The organism is Aestuariimicrobium sp. p3-SID1156 (assembly GCF_025144225.1).
Lineage (GTDB): Bacteria > Actinomycetota > Actinomycetes > Propionibacteriales > Propionibacteriaceae > Aestuariimicrobium.
The window spans coordinates 158,271-176,834 of sequence record NZ_JALXXB010000005.1 but is presented as its reverse complement, the minus strand read 5'-3'; the positions used below and the strand labels follow the sequence as shown (position 1 = coordinate 176,834).

The window sequence follows — 18,564 nt, the reverse complement described above, 5'->3', positions numbered from 1 at the left end:
TGGGGGTCAGTCAGTTTCGTCGCCCTCGGTCGGGGCCGGGTCGGTGGCGGGGTCGGTGGCGAGTTGCTCCTCGTGGACCTTCTCGACCTCCTCCAGGGGCATCGGCTGCTGCTTCGCGATGGCTGACAACAGTCCGTTGAGGAAGGCCGGCGACTCGTCGGTGGACAGCTCCCCGGCGAGGACCAGCGCTTCGGCGATGGCGACCTGGGTCGGGCTGACGCCCCCGACGATCTCCCAGGTGGCGAGCCGGGCAAGACCACGGTCAACGCGCGGCATTCGGTCCAGGCTCCACCCGGCGTCCAGCGCCCGCTCGATCGCCCCGTCGACCTTGCCCCGGTGGGTCACCACGCCCTCCACCAGTTCCGCGGTGAAGGGACGCAGCGGCTTGTCATGGGTGGCGTCCAGTCGCTCCTCACGCAGGACCTCAAGCGGGTCCTGCCCGAGCAGGTCAGCCTGGAAGAGGATGTCGAGCGCGTGCTTGCGGGCCTTGGTGCGGGCCGAGAAATGCGCTGGCCCTGGCGTCCTGGAAGCCCGGGGCATCAGTTGACGCGGCCCAGGTAGTCGCCCGTGCGGGTGTCGACCTTGACCTTCTCGCCGGTGGTGATGAACAGCGGGACCTGGATCTCCTTGCCGGTCTCCAGGGTGGCCGGCTTGGTGCCGCCGGTGGAGCGGTCGCCCTGCAGGCCGGGCTCGGTGTAGGTGATCTCCAGCTCGACCGAGGCCGGCAGCTCGATGAACAGCGGGTTGCCCTCGTGCAGCGCGACGGTGGCGGACTGGTTCTCCAGCATGTAGTCCTTGGCATCGCCGACGGTCTCGTCGGGGATGATCACCTGCTCGTAGGTGGTGTCGTCCATGAAGACGAAGCCGGTGCCGTCGTGGTACAGGTACTGCATGTCACGGCGGTCGACGGTGGCGGTGTCAACCTTGGTGTCGGAGTTGAAGGTCTTGTCGACGATCTTGCCCGAGAGGACGTGCTTCAGCTTGGACCGCACAACGGTGTTGCCCTTGCCGGGCTTGTGGTGCTGGAACCAGATGACCTGCCAGAGCTGGCCGTCGAGGTCAAGCACCATGCCGTTCTTCAGATCGTTGGTAGAAGCCACCGGGTTCCTCTTTTCGTCAAATATGGTTCGTGGGCGCAGGGGCCTCGTCGATTCTAGCCGCTTCGCCACGAGGGCGCCCGCTGGCAGACTGGTGCCATGCCCCGACTCCCCCACCCCCACCTGATCATCCTGCGCTCAGCAGCGACGCTGGTGATCAGCTGCCTGATCGGCCAGGCCGGCTGGGCGGCTGCCTTCCTCGGCGGGGAGGGGCGCTACCGGGAGTACCACGAGGTGGGGGCGATGATCACCGTCGCCGTGTGCCTGCTGTCCGCCCTGGTCTACCTGGTGCTGCGCCGCTCGGCTGGGCCGGTCAACCTGACACTGGCCATGCTCCTGGCGGTGGGCGTGGTGGCGCAGTACGCGCTCGGTGAGGGACACCACGCCTCGATCCACATCTTCTGGGGCGTGCTGCTGGCCTGCCTCGGGACAGCACTCACCTCGTGGACCTACCGGCACACCCTGTCGTAGCAGTCGGTCAGGACCTCCTCGGATGGTCCGTCGACCATCGCGACGCTTCCCGGGTGGGTGAGGCCGACGAAACGGAGCAGATTGCCACGGGCCTTCTTGTCCAGACTCATCGCGTCACGCAATTCCTCCCAGGGGCCGACATCCGTGCGGATCGGCAGCTGCATCCTGGACAACAGGTCCCGATGAAGGCCGACGACGTCGGCCGACAGCCCCAGCTCGCGGTGGGAGAGCTCCGCGGCAAAAACCATGCCCACACTGATCGCCTCCCCGTGCCGCCAGCGGAAGCCGGCCAGCTTCTCGATGGCGTGGCCCAGGGTGTGGCCGTAGTTCAGGGCCTCGCGCCCCACCCGAGCCCCGATGGAGGTCGATTCCCTCAGGTCGGCCGACACGGTGGTCGCCTTGACCTGGACCGCACGCTCGACGAGCTCGGCGAAACGGGTGGAGGTGATGTCGGCCGCCTCGGAGGGGTTCTGGTCGAGAAGCTCCAGGATGTGCGTGTCGGCGATGAAGCCGCATTTCACCACCTCGCCCAGACCTGCCCGCACGTCCTGATCCGGGAGCGTGGTGAGCAGGTCGAAATCACACAGCACCGCACGGGGCTCGTGGAAGGCCCCGACCAGGTTCTTTCCGGCGGGGATGTTGATGCCGGTCTTGCCGCCGACTGCGGCGTCCACCATGCCGAGCACGGTGCTGGGGATCGAGATGAAGGCGACCCCTCGCAGCCAGGACGCCGCGACGAAGCCAGCCAGGTCGGTGGTCGCTCCCCCGCCCAGGCCGATGACCAGGTCGTTGCGGGTGAAACCCGCGTCCGCGAGCCGGTTCCAGCACTCGATGAGGACGTCGGAGGTCTTGGCGGCCTCTGCGTCCGGCAGTTCGATGAGCAGCGGCTGGGGGACGAGGGCAGCCATTGCTCGAGCCCGCTCCCTGAGGACGGGTGCGTGGAGGATGGCGGTGCGGGAGGCGTCCCCGACCAACCCCGGCAGCAGGTCGATGGTGCCCGAGCCGAGATGGACTTGGTAGGGGTCGGCGGCGCTGACGTGGACGGTGGCGCTCACTCCTGCCCACCTTCCAGTCGATTCACGATCCGATCGACGACCGCTGCCGGCTTGAGCCGGGTGGTGTCGACGCTGAAGTCGGCCACCTCGCGGTAGAAGGGTTCACGCTCGGCGTGCAGGCGCTCGAGGTTGGCGCGCACATCGCCCAACAACAGCGGACGCATGACGTTCATGCCGACGCGGCGGGTGGCGTGGGTGACCGAGACCTGCAGCCAGCACACCGTGCAGTCAGCCAGGGCCTCGCGGATGCGGGCATTCATCACCGCGCCCCCACCCAGGCTCACCACGCCAGGCTGCTGGACGAGCGCCAGGGTGGCCTCCTCCTCCAGCTGGCGGAACCACTCCTCGCCCTTGTCCACGAAGATCTCGGAGATGGACATGCCGGTTTCGTACTCGATCGCGGCATCGACATCGGTGAAGGGGACGCCCAGACGCTCCGCCACGGCACGTCCAGTGGTGGACTTGCCCGAGGCGGGCGGGCCGACCAGGACCAGGATGCTCATCACTCGTCTCCTGCGGCCGGGTGACCGGCTGCCACGCCGGAGTCACCTCCGGTTCCCCGGGTCAGGGCCGAGGGGTCAAGGTCGCCCCCGATGCGCAGACCCCGCGCGTCCAGTTCGGCCAGGTAGGCCTCGGCATTGCGGCGGGTCTCCTGCACCGAGTCGCCACCGAACTTCTCCAGGGCGGCTTCTGCCAGCACCAGGGCGACCATGGCCTCGGCCACGACCCCCGCAGCGGGCACAGCACAGACATCGCTGCGCTGGTGGTGGGCCTGGGCCTGCTCGCCGGTGCGGACGTCGAAGGTGCGCAAGGCACGGGGGATCGTCGAGATCGGCTTCATCGCGGCCCGAATGCGCAGCACCTCGCCGGTGCTCATGCCACCCTCGGTACCCCCCGAGTGGCCCGTGGCACGGCGGACGCCCTGGTCGCTGCGCACCATCTCGTCCATGGCCGCAGACCCGCGTCGGCGGGCCAGCTCGAAACCATCACCGAGTTCGACACCCTTGATGGCCTGGATGCCCATCAGGGCCCCAGCCAGCCGGGCATCCAGGCGCCGATCTCCCTGGACGTGCGAGCCCAGTCCCGGGGGGAGACCCCAGGCCAGGACCTCGACCACGCCACCCATGGTGTCTCCCTCACGACGGCAGGCCTCGACCTCGGCGATCATGCGCTCGGCGGTCTGTCCGTCGGCGCAACGCACCGGGCTCTCGTCAATGCGTTCGCGGTCCGCGAGCCTCAGCGAGGCAGCGACCTCGATCTGGGTGTCGGTGGGGATGGCCACGGGGCCGAGTTCGACCACGTGGCTCAGCACCGTGACGTCCAGGGCCTGCTGCAGGAAGGCCTTGGCCACCGCTCCCAGCGCCACGCGCGCTGCCGTCTCGCGCGCGGAGGCACGCTCCAGGATGGGGCGGGCCTCGTCGAAGTCGTACTTCTGCATACCGGCCAGGTCGGCGTGGCCGGGGCGCGGACGGGTCAGCGGGGCATTGCGGGCGAGTTGTTCCAGCTCGGCGGCATCCACCTCATCGGGGCTCATCACCTGCGTCCACTTCGGCCACTCGCTGTTGCCGACCATGATCGCGATCGGAGAGCCGAGTGTCTCACCGTGGCGGAAGCCGGCCAGCAGGGTGACCTCGTCGGCCTCGAACTTCATTCGTGCCCCGCGGCCCACGCCGAGGCGGCGCCGTCGAAGCTCCTCGGCAACCTGGTCACGCCCCACCCGGACGTGGGCGGGTAGGCCCTCCATGGTGGCGATCAGGGCCTGGCCGTGGGATTCTCCGGCGGTGAGGTAGCGAAGCATGCCTGCCAGTCTGTCAGAGCGCCTGCCGCGCGGTCATTCCGTCCCGAGCGGCGGCACGCAGGAGGTCGAAGTCGACCTGCTCGCCAGTCATCCAGCGGATCTGTTCCACAGCCTGCCCCGCCAGCAGGTCGAGCCCGTTGAGCACGAGCCGGCCGAGCCCAGCCGCCGCAGCGGCCAAGGGGGTGGGCCAGGGGTCGTAGACCGAGTCGAAGACGACCGGCGCCAGCGAGGCGAGCTCGTCGGCGATGGGCTCCGGCCCGGCTGCGGGCACCGTCGAGACGAGGATGTCGGCGGTACTCGGCATCTGCTGCCCCAGCGGCAGCAGATCGACCGTGATGCCGAGCTCGCGCCCCAGGGCTTGGAGGCCAATGGCACGCTCGGGGCGGCGGGCAAGAACCACCACCCCACGGACCCCGGCACGGCCCAGACCCACCAGGGCTGAACGCGCGGTGGCGCCATTGCCGATCAGGATGCCGCGTCGCGGCGCGTCCACCCCATGGGCAGTCAGCGCGATGTCGTAGCCGGGGACGTCCGTGTTGCGCACGATCGGGCCCTCCGGCGTCCGTACCCAGGTGTTGGCAGCGCCAGTCAGCCGCACCACCTCATCGGCCTGTCCCAGCGCCGCGGCTTCGTCCTTGTGAGGAGCGGTGATGCTCAGCCCGCGCCAGTCGGCGCCCAACCCGTCGACGAAGGACGCCAAGCCGCCGGGCTCCACGTCGATCGCGTCGTACTGCCAGTCCAGCTCGAGTTCGCTGTAGGCGGTCCGGTGCAGCACCGGTGAGAGGGAGTGCGCCACCGGGTGTCCCACGACGGCGCAGCGCATCAGCACTGGCCCTTGTGTGCCTGGCACCAGGCCTGGAACTTTTTCACCGACTTCTCGTGGCCTGCCAGGTCCTTGTTGAACTCAGTCTTGCCGGTGCTGGGGTCGACCACGACGAAGTAGAGGTAGTCGTGCTTCGTGGGGTTGAGGGCGGCATTGAGGGCAGCTTCACCAGGGTTGGAGATCGGGCCGGGGGGCAGCCCCTTCACCTTGTAGGTGTTGTAGGGCGAGTTGATCTGCCGTTCCTTGTCGGTGGTGGTGAGGCGTCCCTTCATGCCGTTGGCGTAGATGACGGTGGCGTCGGACTGCAGTGGCATGCCCTTCTTGATGCGGTTCATGAACACGCCGGTCACGGCCGGGAGGTCCTTGCCCTTGACCTCCTTCTCCGCGATGGAGGCGATGATCAGTACCTGCATGGGGGTGAGCTTGAGGGTCTTGGCACGGTCCTCGAAGTTGAGTTCGGTGGTGACTGTGGTGAACTGCTTGACCTGCTGGGCCAGCAGTTCCTGCGCGGTGGGCGTGTCGTCGACCTCGTAGGTTTCGGGGAAGAGGAAGCCCTCGGGCTTGTTGGGGTTGGTCGCCCAGGCGGGCAGGCCGAGCTTGGCGGGCTGCTTCGAGGCCGCCTGCAGGTCCTTCACCTTGATCTGGGGCACCGCCTTGGGGACTCGATCCCACTGCTCGGACATGGTCAGACCCTCGGGGAAGGTCACCCGGACACGGATCATGTTCGCCGGGTCTGCCAGCACCTTGACCGCCTCGGCGGCGGGCATCTGCTTCTTCAGCTTGAACCGGCCCGCTTCGAACTTCGCCTTGTCACCGGCGTTGCGCACAGCCTTGTCCCACGCCTTCTTTGACTTGACGACGTCCTCGTCGATGAGCTGGTAGCCGATCTGGCTGACGCTGGCGCCCTTGGGGATGCTGATGATCACCTCGGCGCCGCCAGCGCCCAGGTAGTCGTCCTCGGCCTTCCAGGAGACGTAGGCCCCATTGACCTTCTGGTAGGCGAACACGCCCATCCCGACCAGCACGGCGATCGACAGCAGCACGGCGAAGGCGCTCTTGCCATGGTAGATGATCTTCTGCCAGTTCGGGCCCGGGTTCTCGATGAACGGTCCGCTCATGCGTTGTTCCCCTTCTGCTGTCGGCGGCGCTCCAACGCCTGCTCAAGGATGCCAACCGCCGCCATCTGGTCGATGATCCCACGCCGGGCGCGGGAGTCCTTGCCCGCTTCAGCCAGCTTACGTGAGGCCTCAGCAGTGCTCATTCGCTCATCCACCAGCACCACGGGGACCGGGTCCAGGGCATCCTCGACCTCGGCCAGGACGCCGCGGAGGTTGTCGACGGCCGGGCCCTCCTTGCCGGCCAGGTTGCGCGGCCAGCCGAACACCACCTCGACCGGTTCGTACTCGGCCACCAGCGCGGAGAGCCTGCCCAGCGGGTTGTTGCGGGCGTCCAATGTCTCGACCGGGTAGGCCAGGACGCCGTCGGGGTCGCAGGCAGCCACACCGACGCGCGCCCGGCCCCAGTCCAGGGCCAGGCGCACGCCGCGTTCAGTGCTCAGCTCGGTGTGCGCCACGGGCGTCCTCAGAGTGCGGCCAGCGCGGACTCGATGGCCCCCAGCGCCGCAGCGGTGCCGGAGCCGTCCGTGCCGCCACCCTGGGCCAGGTCGTCCTTGCCGCCGCCCTTGCCACCCAGGTGCGGGGCGGCGATGCCGACCAGCGCGCCCGCCTTCGCCCCCAGCGCCCGAGCGCCCTCGGTGGTGGCCACGACGATGGCGGGCTTGGCAGAGGTGCCCCCGACCAGCGCCACGACGGCGTCCTCGGACGCGAGTCGACCGCGCAGGTCGGTGGCCAGGTTGCGCAGGTCACCGCCGGACACGTCGGGCAGCTGCTGGGCGAGCACCTTGGTGCGTCCGACCGTCTTGACCTGCTCGAGCATGGACGCGGCACCGGCGGCGAGCTGCTGGGCCCGCATGTCGGCGATCGTCTTCTCGGCCTCCTTGAGCTGGGCGACCAGCTTGCTGACGCGATCGGTGAGCTGGTCCGGCTGCACCTTCAGGACGCTGGACAGCTCGCTGACGAGGGCACGTTCGGCGGCCATGTGGGCGAAGGCGTCCTGGCTGACCAGGGCCTCCACGCGGCGGGTGCCCGAGCCGATCGACTGCTCACCGAGCAGGTTGAGCAGCCCGATCTGCGCGGTCGAGGCGACATGGGTGCCGCCGCAGAGCTCGCGGCTCCAGGGGCCGGCCAGTTCGACCATGCGGACGATGGCGGGGTACTTCTCCCCGAACATCGCCATGGCGCCCATGGCCTTGGCGTCCTCCAGCTTCATCTGTTGGGCGGTGACGGCGAAGTTGTCCCGGATCGCCTCGTTGGCGCGGGCCTCGATCTCGGTCTTCTGCTGCTCCGACAAGCCCTGGGGGGAGCTGAAGTCGAAACGCAGGTAGCCGGGCTTGTTGTAGGAACCGGCCTGGGTGGCATTGCTGCCGACCAGCTCGCGCAGGGCGGCATGCACGATGTGGGTCGCGGTATGGGCCTGGCTGGCCGCCAGGCGGTTGGCTGCGTCGACCTCGGCGCTGACCTCGTCACCGGCTGCCAGGTCACCGGTCACCTGGACCTTGTGCACCACCAGACCCGGCACCGGGCGCTGGACGTCGAGCACCTCCATGTCGAAGCCTCCGGCGCGCAGCACGCCTGCATCGGAATCCTGGCCGCCTGCCTCGGCGTAGAAGGGGGTCTCCTTCAGGACGACCTCGACAACCGAGCCGGCCGGTGCGTGGTCGACGACCTGCCCGTCGTGGATGATCCCGCGCACACGGGTCGGCACGGTCAGTTCGTCGTAGCCCAGGAAGGGGGTCTCCCCCGACTCGCGCAGCTGGCGATAGACCTCGGTGGAGACGGCCTGCCCCTTCTTGGCACGCGCGTCCGCCTTGGCACGGTTGCGCTGCTCGGCCATCAGCTCCATGAAACGGTCGCGATCAACCTGCAGCCCCTGCTCGCCGGCCATTTCCAGGGTCAGGTCGATGGGGAAACCGTAGGTGTCGTGCAACTTGAACGCCTCATCGCCCGACAGGACGCTGCCCGAATCCGCCTTGATCTGCTCGACGGCACCGTCGAAGAGCTGGGTGCCCGAGGTCAGCGTGCGGCGGAAGGCCTCCTCCTCGGCGGCGGCCAGCTGGGAGACCCGCTCCCACATGGTGGTGACCTCGGGGTAGGACTCCTGCATCAGGCCGCGGGAGATGTCGAGCAGCTCGACGAGCACGGGCTGCTGCACGCCCAGCAGGCGCATCGAGCGGATGCTGCGGCGCAACAGCCGGCGCAGGACGTAGCCGCGGGCCTCATTCCCGGGGCGAACGCCGTCGGTCATCAGCATCAGCGCGGAGCGGAGATGGTCACCGACCACCCGCAGGCGTACGTCGTCGTCCTCGTTGTCGCCGTACTTCTTGCCGGCGAGCTCGGCGGCGCGCTCGATGACCGGGTACACCTCGTCGATCTCGTAGAGGTTGTTTCGGCCCTGCAGCAGAAAGGCGATGCGCTCCAGCCCCGCGCCGGTGTCGATGTTCTGGGACGCCAGCGGCCCGCGGATGTCGAAGTCGTCCTTCGAACGCACGGCCGAGAGCTCCTCGGCCTGGAAGACCAGGTTCCAGATCTCCAGGAAGCGGTCCTCGTCCGCGTCGGGGCCGCCGTCGGCACCGAACTCGGGGCCACGGTCAATGTAGATCTCCGAACAGGGACCACCGGGGCCGGGAACACCCATGGACCAGTAGTTGTCCTTGAGGCTGCGACCCTGGATGCGCTCGTCAGGCATGCCCACCTGCCGCCAGTACTCGCGGGCCTCGACGTCTCCCTCGGGGTAGTCGGGGTGGTGGCCGGGGCCGAGCACGGTCACCCAGACCTTCTCGGGGTCGAAGCCGAGTCCTCCGTTCTCGACAGGGCCGGTGACCAGGTCCCAGGCCCAGCGGATGGCGTCCTTCTTGAAATAGTCACCGAAGGAGAAGTTGCCCAGCATCTGGAAGAAGGTGCCGTGGCGGGTGGTTGTGCCGACCTCCTCGATGTCGAGGGTCCGGATGCACTTCTGGGCGTTGACCGCCCGCTTCCAGGGGGCGGGTTCGCGTCCCTCGAAATAGGGCACGAACGGCACCATGCCAGCGATGACGAACAGCAGGTTCGGGTCATTGTGGACCAGCGAGGCAGAGGGCACCACGGCGTGTTCGCGCTCGGCGAAGAAGTCGAGGAAGCGCCGACGGATCTCAGCAGTCTTCATGCGGGTGGTCCTCTCAGGCCTTGTCCATGCCGAGTTCGCGGCGCAGCTCGCCCTCGCGCTCGTCCATGGAGGTCTTGACGGTGGTGATGAAGTCGCTGACCTGGTCCAGCAGCTCATTGGCGCGGGAAGCAGCGGTCTGTTGCAGGTGGGCAGGGGTCGCCTTGCGGGCAAGCTCGCGTCCCTTGACGACGGCGAAGACGGTGGCACCGACGCCCAGACCGAAGAAGAAGAGTCCGCGCATGTCACTGCCCCCGTCGGATCGGCTTGGGCGACTTGCCGCCACCCTTGAGTGCATTGCGCACGCCGTAGCTGAGCGCGGCAGTCTTCACCAGCGGGCCGCCCAGGGTGGCGGCGAAGAGCTGGGACATCTGCGAGGCCTGCTCAGCGACGACGGTGGCATTGGCCGACACCTTGGCGACGTCCTCGGTGACCAGGGAGAGTTTGGAGATCTCGTTGTTGGCCTCGGCGACAGTGCCGCGCAGTTCCTGCAGGATCGGCACCGAGTTGTGGCCGACGTCGCGCACCAGCAGACGGGTCTCCTCGAGAACGCGGCCCAGCTTGAGCAGCGGGACAGCGAGGAAACCGACGAGGGCAACGAGGGCGATCGCAGCGATGAGCGCGGCGATGCTTCCGAGGGACATGGTGACTCCGTTCAGGGGAGCGTGACGGCGACTGACGGGCCCATGCTAGTGCGTTGCCGCCATCAGTGGCCCTCTGGGCGCCCGAGCAGCCTGTCGATCTGCTCCTTCGCGGCGGCCAGGTGGGCCTCGTTCCCGTGCTCGGTGGGCCGGTAGTAGCGAGCATCGCGCAGCTCATCGGGCAGGTACTGCTGGCGGGCCACGCCGTGGGGCTGGTCGTGGGCGTAGAGGTAGCCCTTGCCATGGCCAAGCTTCGTCGCCCCGGCATAGTGCGCGTCGCGCAGGTGTGCCGGCACCTGTCCGACGTGCCCGGCGCGAACGTCGGCCAGGGCGGCATCGATGGCGGTGATGACTGCATTGGACTTGGGTGCCAGGGCGGCGGCGATGGTGGCCTGGGCAAGATTGAGCCGTGCTTCGGGCATGCCGATCAGTTGCACGGCCTGGGCTGCGGCCACACAGGTCTGAAGTACTGACGGGGCGGCCAGGCCGATGTCCTCGCTGGCCAGGATGACCAGGCGTCGCGCGATGAACCGGGGGTCCTCCCCCGCCTCCATCATGCGGGCCAGGTAATGCAGCGCGGCGTCGACATCGGAGCCGCGCACCGACTTGATGAAGGCGCTGATGACGTCATAGTGCTGGTCGCCATCCTTGTCGTAGCGAATGGCGGCGCGGTCAACCGCCTTCTCGACGATGGCCGGGGTGATGGTGGCGGAGTCCATGGCTTCCGCGCCGGCGGCGGCTTCCTCAAGGTAGGTGAGGGAGCGGCGGGCGTCCCCACCGGCCAGGCGGATGATGGTGGCGCGGGCCTCGGGGTCGACGTCGAAGCGTCCGGCCAGGCCCCGGTCGTCGGCGAGCGCGCGCTCGATGAGGAGGCCGATGTCCTGGTCGGTGAGCGGCTTCAGCGTGAGCAGCAGTGAACGCGAGAGCAGCGGGGAGATGACCGAGAACGACGGGTTCTCGGTGGTGGCCGCGATCAGGGTGACCAGTCGGTTCTCGACGGCGGGCAGCAGGACGTCCTGCTGGGCCTTGCTGAAGCGGTGGACCTCGTCGACGAAGAGGACGGTCTGGTTGCCCTTGGCGAGTTCGCGGCGGGCTGTGTCGAGCTCGGCGCGCACCTCCTTGACTCCGGCGGTGACGGCAGAGAGTTCCACGAAACGTCGGTTGGTGGACTGGGAGACGACAGCGGCGATGGTGGTCTTGCCTACTCCTGGGGGGCCCCAGAGGAAGACCGACATGGCGGCCGTCCCGGAGGCGAGGCGGCGCAGCGGAGAACCGGGCCCCAGCAGGTGCTGCTGGCCCACGATCTCGTCCACGGTGCGAGGACGCATCCGCACCGCCAGCGGCAGGTCCTGGTGCGAGGCACCACCCAGGGTGCCCGACAGCGGCGTGGCGCTGCCGGGCCCGGGAGTGTCCTCGTTGCCGAACAGGTCTGTCACGGGGCTCAGCTCTGGTCGGCCGAGAGCGCCTCAGCAGGCGCCTCCTTCTCGTCCTTCTTCTTCTCGGGCTTGACGTCGACCCCGGCCTCCTTGCGCTGCTGCGGGGTGATCGGGGCAGGAGCGGCGGTGAGCGGGTCGATGCCAGCGCCGGTCTTCGGGAAGGCGATGACGTCACGGATGGTGTCGAAGCCACCGAGCAGCATGACCAGCCGGTCCAGACCAAAGGCGATGCCACCATGCGGCGGTGCGCCGAACTGGAAGGCGTCCAGCAGGAAGCCGAACTTCTCCTGGGCCTCCTCCTCCGACAGGCCCATTACGCCGAAGACGCGCTCCTGGACGTCGCGGCGGTGGATACGGATGGAACCGCCCCCGATCTCGTTGCCGTTGACGACGAAGTCGTAGCCATAGGACAACGCCGAGCCGGGATCGGTGTCGAAGGTGTCCATGCTCTCCGGGGTCGGGGAGGTGAAGGCGTGGTGGACTGCGGTCCACTTGCCGGCCCCCACGGCGATGTCGCCCTCAGCGACGGCCTGGGCAGCCGACTTGAACATCGGGGCGTCGACGACCCAGACGAAGCTCCAGGCGTCCTTGTCGATCAGGCCGGTGCGGTGGCCGATCTCGAGTCGGGCGGCGCCCAACAGCTCCTGGGAGGTCTCGCGCTGGCCCGCAGCGAAGAAGATGGCATCGCCGGGGTTGGCACCGGCGGCCTCGGCGATCGCGGACTTCTCGGCGTCCGAGATGTTCTTGGCGACCGGACCGGCGAGCTCGCCATCCTCACCGACGGTGATGTAGGCCAGACCCTTGGCACCACGCTGCTTGGCCCATTCCTGCCAGGCGTCGAACTGGCGACGCGGTAGCGAGGCGCCGCCGGGCATGACCACACAGCCGACGTAGTCGGCCTGGAAGACGCGGAAGGGGGTGTCCTTGAACAGCTCGGTGACCTCGCGGATCTTCAGGTCGAAGCGCAGGTCGGGCTTGTCGGAGCCGTAGTTGTCCATCGCCTCGTGCCAGGTGATGCGCGGCATCGGGCGGGGCATGTCGACGTCGATCAGCTGGAAGCAGGCGGCCATGACCTCTTCGGCGAGGCTGATGACGTCGTCCTGGTCCACGAAGCTCATCTCGATGTCGAGCTGGGTGAACTCGGGCTGGCGGTCGCCACGGAAGTCCTCGTCGCGGTAGCAGCGGGCGATCTGGTAGTAGCGCTCCATGCCCGCGACCATGAGCAGCTGCTTGAACAGCTGGGGACTCTGCGGCAGGGCATACCAGCTGCCCGGCTGCAGGCGGGCTGGCACCAGGAAGTCACGCGCACCCTCAGGGGTCGAGCGGGTCAGCGTCGGGGTCTCGATGTCGTGGAAGTTGCGCCGGGCCAGCACCTCGCGGATGGTGTGGGTGACCTTGCTGCGCAGCACCATCGCTTCGTGCTGGCGGGGGCGGCGCAGGTCGAGGTAGCGGTACTTGAGGCGGGCATCCTCACCGACGGTGGTGTGCTCGTCGATCTGGAAGGGCAGCGGGGCGGCCGGGTTGAGGACCTCCAGCTCGCGGATCGCGACCTCGACCTCACCGGTGGGGATCCTGGGGTTGACGTTCTCGGGGGTGCGGGCGTCGACCACACCGGTCACCGTGATGCAGAACTCGTTGCGCAGGTCGTGGATGCCGGCCTTCTCCAGGTACTCGTCGCGGACGACGATCTGGCAGGTGCCCGAGGCATCCCTCAGGTCGATGAAGGCCACACCGCCGTGGTCGCGCCGCTTGGCGACCCATCCGGCGAGGGTGACAGTGGTTCCGACATCAGCCTTGGACAGGGTCCCGGCCTCATGGGTGCGCAACATGCGATGTTCCTTTCTGGGGCGCGCGCATAGACGGTACGGCGCCGTGGGTACCCGGCCAGCCTATAGGCCTTCGGCCACCACCTGAGGACGCAGGTCCTCGGCCGGGGGCTGCCAGGTGGTCGGGTCGGCCGGCCGCTGGTCACCGGATCGGATGTCCTTGACCTCGTTCGACTCGAACCAGACAAAGGGGATGCCACGGCGGTCGGCGTATCTGATCTGCTTGCCGAACTTGTCCGCCTTCGGCGCCACCTCGCAGGCGATGCCCCGACCTCGCAGGATCGCGGCGGTCTTCATGGCGTGAGGTCGTGACTCCTCCGAATCCACGGCGACCAGTACCACGCTCGGCACCGACCGGGACGCGGTGAGTTGGCCCTTGGTGATCATCGGCGCCAGCAGTCGCGTCACTCCCAGGGAGATTCCCACCCCCGGGAAGGTGACCTTGCCGTCGCTCGCGAGGGCGTCGTAGCGGCCACCGGAGCTGACCGAGCCGAGCTTCTCGTGGCCGACCAGCAGGGTTTCGTAGACGGTACCGGTGTAGTAGTCCAGGCCGCGGGCGATCTTCAGGTCGGCCACGATGCGCCCCGGCACCGCCCCATTGGCTGCGTTGACCACACCCGCCAGGGCGGCCAACCCCTCATCGAGCATCTCGTGCTCGACCCCGAGCGCCCGGACCTGGTCGACGAAGGAGTCGTCCTCGGTGGCGATGCCGGCCAGGGCCACGCACCGGGCAGCGACCTGGTCGGACAAACCGAGCTCGTCGACCAGTAGCGCCGCGACCGCGTCCGGGCCGATCTTGTCGAACTTGTCGACCCGCTGGAGCACGTCGAGGGTGTTCTCGATGCCCAGGCCCCGGTAGAAGCCTTCAGCCAGCTTGCGGTTGTTGACATGCATGCGGGCCTGGGGCAGGCCGAGTTCGCTGTGCATGCGCTCAAGGGCTTCGAGCATCACCAGGGGGGCTTCGACGTCGAAATGCTCGGGCAGGCTGTCCTGACCGACGATGTCGATGTCGGCCTGGCAGAACTCCCGGTAGCGGCCTTCCTGGGGCCGCTCCCCGCGCCACACCTTCTGGATCTGGTAGCGGCGGAAGGGGAAGGCCAGGTGGCCGGCGTTCTCCAGCACGTAGCGCGCGAAGGGAACGGTGAGGTCGAAGTGCAACCCCATCTCCCCGGCCTTCTCGTCGCTCTCCTCGGCGTGCAGGCGACGGACCAGGAAGACCTCCTTGGTGATCTCGCCCTTGCGGGTCAGCACGTCCATCGGCTCGACCGCGCGGGTCTCGATGGACGCGAAGCCGTGCAGTTCGAAGGTCTCGCGCAGGATGTCCAGGACGCGCTGTTCGACGATGCGCCCCGCGGGCAGGAACTCGGGATAGCCGGAGATGGGCCTGGGACGTGCCACGAAAGTCCTCACGGATCAGGGCCGGTGGGCCGGATTGGGTACCCGGCAACTCTATCGCCGCCGCACCGGCGTTGAATCGCGTGTGCCTCATGAGCCGCGATCGGGCAAGATGGACCCATGAGCGAAACTGCAAGTCCCCACGACTTTGGTCGAGTGGACCCCGATGGAACCGTCCACGTCAAGACCCCCGAGGGCGAGCGCGCCGTCGGGCAGGTGCCGGATGTGGAACCCGCTGAGGCGCTGGAGTTCTTCGTTCGGCGTTTCCGGTCCCTCGAAACCGAGGTCGACCTGCTGACCACGCGGCTGGGTTCTGGTGCAGTGTCCGCCGAGGAAGCCCGCAAGTCCATCTCCGCCCTGCGTGGCACCATCGCCGAGGCCAATGCCGTGGGCGACCTGCAGGGTCTGCTGACCCGTCTGGATGCGCTGGAGCCGCAGCTGGCCGCAGCTGCGGAGCAGAAGAGGGCCGATAAGGCTGCGGCGTCCGCCCGTGCCCGTGAGGCCAAGGAGGGTATGGTCGCCGAGGCCGAGAAGCTCGCCCAGGGCAATGACTGGCGGGGCGGGGTCAACCGGTTCCGCGCCCTGTTGGAGGAGTGGAAGGCACTCCCCCGCATCGACAAGACCACCGACGACGAGTTGTGGCACCGCTTCAGCTCGGCGCGCACCACCTACACCCGTCGCCGCAAGGCGCAGTTCGCCGAACAGAACGAGAAGCGCGCCGGCGCCCAGAAGGCCAAGGAGCAGATCATCGAGGAGGCCCGCGAACTGGCCACCTCCACCGAGTGGGGGCCAACCTCGGGCGCTTTCCGCGACCTGATGAGCCGCTGGAAGGCCGCCGGCGCTGCACCGCGTGCCGTCGAGGACAAGCTGTGGACCGAGTTCCGCGCCCTCCAGGACCAGTTCTTCCAGGCCCGCAGCGCCGCCCAGTCGGAGCAGGACGCCGAGTTCCAGGGCAACCTGACCGCCAAGCTGGCGCTGCTGGACGAGGCGGAGAAGGAGATCCTGCCGGTCACCGACCTGAAGACCGCGCGCGAGCAGTTCCGTGACTTCCTCGCCAGGTTCAACGAACACGGCAAGGTGCCGCGCGATGCCATCCGCAGCGTCGATGACCGCGTCCGCAAGATCGAGCGGGCCGTCAAGGACGCCGAGGACGCCGAGTGGAAACGAACTGATCCCGAGGCACGCCAGCGGGCCCAGGACACCGTCGACATGTTCACCGCCCAGATCGCCAAGCTCGAGAAGCAGGCCGCGGAGGCGGAGAAGTCCGGCAACCAGAAGAAGCTGCGCGAGGCGAACAACTCCATCAGTGCCTGCCGCAGCTGGCTGGAGCAGGCCGAGAAGACGCTGGCCGAGTTCAGCGCCTGACCTCGGCCGGCCTTCCCCCTACTGGCCCACGCGATAGACGTCGTAGACCCCCGGAATCCGCTTCAGACCGCTGACCACGTGGTCAAAGTGCCGGGGGTCTGCAGCTTCAAAGGTCAGCTTGATCTTGAAGATGCGGTCGCGGGTGGTCTGCATCGAAACCGAGACGATGTTGATGTGCTGGTCGGCCATCAGGCGGGTCACGTCGGAAAGCATGCCCTGGCGGTCCAGGCCCTCGATCTGGATGGCGACCAGGAAGGAATGGCTCTTGGAGGCCGACCAGGCGACGTCCACGATGCGTTCCGGCTGCTGCAGCAGGTTGGCGACGTTGGTGCAGTCCTTGCGGTGCACCGAGATACCGTCGCCACGCGTGACGAAGCCCACGATGTCGTCCCCTGGCAGCGGGGTGCAGCAGCGGGCGAGCTTCACGTAGACCGTCGGGTCGCCACCGACCTCGATGCCGACATCATTGGAGCGGCGGATGCGACGGCTGCTGATCGGCACCTCCTCCAGCGATTCGGCAGCTGTCTCCTCGGGGCCCCCACCGAGTTCGATGAGGCGCTCCACCACGTTCTGCGCGCCGACCGACCCCTCGCCCACCGCCGCGTAGAGGGCGTTGATGTCAGCCAGCTTGAGGTCGTCGGCAACGGCGGTGAGGTACTCCACCGTGAGCAGGTGCTGGAGCGGCAGGTTGGAGCGGCGCAGGCGTTTCCCGATGAGGTCCTTGCCGTGCTCGATGGACTCATCGCGACGTTCACGGGTGAAGTAGTGGCGGATCTTCGTCTTCGCGCGGGGGCTCTGGACGAAGGCCAGCCAGTCGCGCGAGGGCCCGGCATTGACCGCCTTGGAGGTGAGCACCTCCACGACGTCACCATTCTCGAGTTTGGAGTCCAGGCTGACCAGGCGCTGGTTGACCCGGGCGCCGATGCAGCGGTGCCCCACCTCGGTGTGCACGGCGTAGGCGAAGTCGACCGGGGTCGCACCCACGGGCAGTGCCAGCACGTCGCCCTTGGGGGTGAAGACGTAGACCTCGCTCTGGTTGATCTCGAAACGGAGTGAGTCGAGGAATTCCTCGGGGTCGTCGGCCTCATGGGACCACTGGTTGAGTGAGTGCACCCAGGAGAGGTCGGTCTCCTCGTTGGCCCGCTGGCCCTGCTTGTACTTCCAGTGCGCCGCAACACCGAACTCGGCCCGGCGGTGCATGTCGTGCGTCCTGATCTGCAGCTCGACCGGACGCGAACCCGGCCCCAGCACAGTCGTGTGCAGCGACTGGTACATGTTGAACTTGGGCAGGGCGATGTAGTCCTTGAAGCGGCCGGGAAGCGGGCTCCAGCGCTCGTGCATCACGCCGAGGACCTGGTAGCACTCGGGAGGGGTCTGGACCAGGATTCGTATGCCGACCAGGTCGTAGATGTCCTTGAAGTCGCGGCCGCGCACCACCATCTTCTGGTAGATCGAGTAGTAGTGCTTGGGCCGTCCGTACACGGTTGCCTTGATGCCCGCGGCGGTCAGGTCATTCTGGATCTGCTCGATGACCTCTCGCATCTGCTGGTCGCGCTTGGGGGCATGCTCGGCGACCAGGTGGACGATCTCGTCATACACCTTGGGCTGCATCGCTGCGAAGGAGCGGTCCTCCAGCTCCCACTTCACCGTGTTCATGCCCAGGCGGTGGGCCAGCGGGGCGAAGATCTCCAGGGTTTCGCGGGCGATGCGATTCTGCTTGTCGGGGCGCAGGAAGCCCAGCGTGCGCATGTTGTGCAGACGGTCGGCCAGCTTGATGACCAGGACGCGGATGTCACGGCTCATCGCGATCACCATCTTGCGCATGGTCTCGGCCTTCGCCGAATCCCCATAGGTGACCTTGTCCAGCTTCGTGACCCCATCCACCAGGGCAGCCACCTCGGGGCCAAAGTCGGCGGTGAGCTGCTCCACGGTGTAGCTGGTGTCCTCGACGGTGTCGTGCAGCAGCGCAGCACACAGGGTGGGTTCAGTCATGCCCAGTTCGGCGAGGATGGACGCCACGGCCAGGGGGTGGGTGATGTAGGGATCACCGGACTTGCGCAGCTGGCCGCGGTGGTAGTGCTCCGCCGTCCGGTAGGCGCGCTCGATGAGCTGCAGGTCAGCCTTGGGGTGATTGGACCGGATGGTGTTGAACAGCGGGTCCAGAACAGCAGACTGGGGCGACTTCACCGCCCCCAGACGGGCCAGGCGCTGGCGCATGCGCAGGCGAGGCTGTTCCGGCGAGGCGTTCATCAGCGGGCTGGGGGCGAACGACTCCCCCTGGACCGCCGCCGGGCCACGGGCAGGATTGCGCGTGGTGGGCTGGTGCTCGGGCTCGGGCAGGGCGGTACGGCCACTCTCCGGACTCGTCGTGCTCATCGGACCTCCCCTTCCCACACCACG

General features: G+C 68.0%; 16 protein-coding genes and 1 pseudogene. 2 read left to right on the top strand and 15 right to left on the bottom strand.

Features of this window, described 5'->3' with window-relative positions; translation table 11 throughout:
• Nucleotides 1-6 precede the first annotated feature (6 nt).
• Nucleotides 7-540 (bottom strand): transcription antitermination factor NusB, encoded by a 534-nt coding sequence (gene nusB / locus M3G03_RS08235; protein ID WP_259809197.1) that lies wholly within the window; start codon nucleotides 538-540, stop codon nucleotides 7-9.
• Entirely contained in the window at nucleotides 540-1,100 is a 561-nt protein-coding gene (efp, locus tag M3G03_RS08230) for an elongation factor P (protein WP_259809196.1), read from the bottom strand. The genes nusB and efp overlap by 1 nt, the downstream gene beginning before the upstream one ends.
• A 96-nt stretch (nucleotides 1,101-1,196) precedes the next feature.
• Between efp and M3G03_RS08225 the strand changes: the two genes are divergently transcribed.
• A complete protein-coding gene (locus M3G03_RS08225) occupies nucleotides 1,197-1,568 on the top strand; it encodes a hypothetical protein (protein ID WP_259809195.1) in 372 nt (123 codons plus the stop codon).
• Here the strand turns inward: M3G03_RS08225 and aroB are convergent.
• From aroB to hisS, 12 genes and pseudogenes are all read right to left on the bottom strand, one after another.
• Nucleotides 1,547-2,623 carry a 3-dehydroquinate synthase gene (gene aroB / locus M3G03_RS08220; protein ID WP_259809194.1) on the bottom strand — a complete coding sequence of 359 codons (1,077 nt, stop codon included), beginning with the start codon at nucleotides 2,621-2,623 and terminating at the stop codon, nucleotides 1,547-1,549. The genes M3G03_RS08225 and aroB overlap by 22 nt on opposite strands.
• Complete coding sequence (locus M3G03_RS08215) at nucleotides 2,620-3,126, bottom strand: shikimate kinase (RefSeq protein ID WP_259809193.1); 507 nt, start codon at nucleotides 3,124-3,126, stop codon at nucleotides 2,620-2,622. Before M3G03_RS08215 ends, aroB begins: the two co-directional genes overlap by 4 nt.
• 89 nt (nucleotides 3,127-3,215) lie before the next feature.
• Nucleotides 3,216-4,421 (bottom strand): annotated as a pseudogene (gene aroC / locus M3G03_RS08210) (chorismate synthase); the annotation flags it as partial.
• A 13-nt stretch (nucleotides 4,422-4,434) separates the two neighbouring features.
• Complete coding sequence (locus M3G03_RS08205; protein ID WP_259809220.1) at nucleotides 4,435-5,244, bottom strand: shikimate dehydrogenase; 810 nt, start codon at nucleotides 5,242-5,244, stop codon at nucleotides 4,435-4,437.
• Nucleotides 5,244-6,362: an endolytic transglycosylase MltG gene (mltG, locus tag M3G03_RS08200; RefSeq protein WP_259809192.1), complete on the bottom strand. Its 1,119-nt coding sequence runs from the start codon at nucleotides 6,360-6,362 to the stop codon at nucleotides 5,244-5,246. Before mltG ends, M3G03_RS08205 begins: the two co-directional genes overlap by 1 nt.
• On the bottom strand, nucleotides 6,359-6,784 hold the full coding sequence (gene ruvX, locus M3G03_RS08195) for a Holliday junction resolvase RuvX (RefSeq protein WP_259809218.1): 426 nt from the start codon (nucleotides 6,782-6,784) through the stop codon (nucleotides 6,359-6,361). Before ruvX ends, mltG begins: the two co-directional genes overlap by 4 nt.
• Before the next feature lie 41 nt (nucleotides 6,785-6,825).
• Nucleotides 6,826-9,504, bottom strand: a complete 2,679-nt coding sequence (alaS, locus tag M3G03_RS08190; RefSeq protein ID WP_259809191.1) for an alanine--tRNA ligase — start codon at nucleotides 9,502-9,504, stop codon at nucleotides 6,826-6,828.
• Between the two features lie 13 nt (nucleotides 9,505-9,517).
• Nucleotides 9,518-9,745 (bottom strand): hypothetical protein, encoded by a 228-nt coding sequence (locus tag M3G03_RS08185; RefSeq protein ID WP_259809190.1) that lies wholly within the window; start codon nucleotides 9,743-9,745, stop codon nucleotides 9,518-9,520.
• Between the two features lies 1 nt (nucleotide 9,746).
• Nucleotides 9,747-10,145: a DUF948 domain-containing protein gene (locus M3G03_RS08180; RefSeq protein WP_259809188.1), complete on the bottom strand. Its 399-nt coding sequence runs from the start codon at nucleotides 10,143-10,145 to the stop codon at nucleotides 9,747-9,749.
• A 62-nt stretch (nucleotides 10,146-10,207) separates the two neighbouring features.
• The gene (locus M3G03_RS08175; RefSeq protein WP_396121922.1) at nucleotides 10,208-11,578 is read right to left on the bottom strand and encodes a replication-associated recombination protein A; all 1,371 of its coding nucleotides are present in this window, start codon (nucleotides 11,576-11,578) and stop codon (nucleotides 10,208-10,210) included.
• 5 nt (nucleotides 11,579-11,583) lie between these two features.
• Nucleotides 11,584-13,407: an aspartate--tRNA ligase gene (aspS, locus tag M3G03_RS08170; RefSeq protein WP_259809187.1), complete on the bottom strand. Its 1,824-nt coding sequence runs from the start codon at nucleotides 13,405-13,407 to the stop codon at nucleotides 11,584-11,586.
• A 60-nt stretch (nucleotides 13,408-13,467) separates the two neighbouring features.
• Complete coding sequence (hisS, locus tag M3G03_RS08165) at nucleotides 13,468-14,802, bottom strand: histidine--tRNA ligase (protein WP_259809186.1); 1,335 nt, start codon at nucleotides 14,800-14,802, stop codon at nucleotides 13,468-13,470.
• Between the two features lie 117 nt (nucleotides 14,803-14,919).
• Between hisS and M3G03_RS08160 the strand changes: the two genes are divergently transcribed.
• The gene (locus M3G03_RS08160; RefSeq protein ID WP_259809184.1) at nucleotides 14,920-16,164 is read left to right on the top strand and encodes a DUF349 domain-containing protein; all 1,245 of its coding nucleotides are present in this window, start codon (nucleotides 14,920-14,922) and stop codon (nucleotides 16,162-16,164) included.
• A gap of 18 nt (nucleotides 16,165-16,182) precedes the next feature.
• Here the strand turns inward: M3G03_RS08160 and M3G03_RS08155 are convergent, their stop codons facing one another.
• A complete protein-coding gene (locus tag M3G03_RS08155) occupies nucleotides 16,183-18,414 on the bottom strand; it encodes a bifunctional (p)ppGpp synthetase/guanosine-3',5'-bis(diphosphate) 3'-pyrophosphohydrolase (protein ID WP_311197518.1) in 2,232 nt (743 codons plus the stop codon).
• Between the last annotated feature and the right edge of the window lie 150 nt (nucleotides 18,415-18,564).

What these genes read in the sequence shown, in the direction of transcription:
- M3G03_RS08180 (WP_259809188.1), bottom strand. Translation starts at nt 10,145, where the DNA reads ATGTCCCTCGGAAGCATCGCCGCGCTCATCGCTGCGATCGCCCTCGTT.
- nusB (WP_259809197.1), bottom strand. Translation starts at nt 540, where the DNA reads ATGCCCCGGGCTTCCAGGACGCCAGGGCCAGCGCATTTCTCGGCCCGC.
- aspS (WP_259809187.1), bottom strand. Translation starts at nt 13,407, where the DNA reads ATGTTGCGCACCCATGAGGCCGGGACCCTGTCCAAGGCTGATGTCGGA.
- M3G03_RS08215 (WP_259809193.1), bottom strand. Translation starts at nt 3,126, where the DNA reads ATGAGCATCCTGGTCCTGGTCGGCCCGCCCGCCTCGGGCAAGTCCACC.
- M3G03_RS08155 (WP_311197518.1), bottom strand. Translation starts at nt 18,414, where the DNA reads ATGAACGCCTCGCCGGAACAGCCTCGCCTGCGCATGCGCCAGCGCCTG.
- M3G03_RS08225 (WP_259809195.1), top strand. Translation starts at nt 1,197, where the DNA reads ATGCCCCGACTCCCCCACCCCCACCTGATCATCCTGCGCTCAGCAGCG.
- M3G03_RS08160 (WP_259809184.1), top strand. Translation starts at nt 14,920, where the DNA reads ATGAGCGAAACTGCAAGTCCCCACGACTTTGGTCGAGTGGACCCCGAT.
- alaS (WP_259809191.1), bottom strand. Translation starts at nt 9,504, where the DNA reads ATGAAGACTGCTGAGATCCGTCGGCGCTTCCTCGACTTCTTCGCCGAG.
- M3G03_RS08185 (WP_259809190.1), bottom strand. Translation starts at nt 9,745, where the DNA reads ATGCGCGGACTCTTCTTCTTCGGTCTGGGCGTCGGTGCCACCGTCTTC.
- mltG (WP_259809192.1), bottom strand. Translation starts at nt 6,362, where the DNA reads ATGAGCGGACCGTTCATCGAGAACCCGGGCCCGAACTGGCAGAAGATC.
- M3G03_RS08205 (WP_259809220.1), bottom strand. Translation starts at nt 5,244, where the DNA reads ATGCGCTGCGCCGTCGTGGGACACCCGGTGGCGCACTCCCTCTCACCG.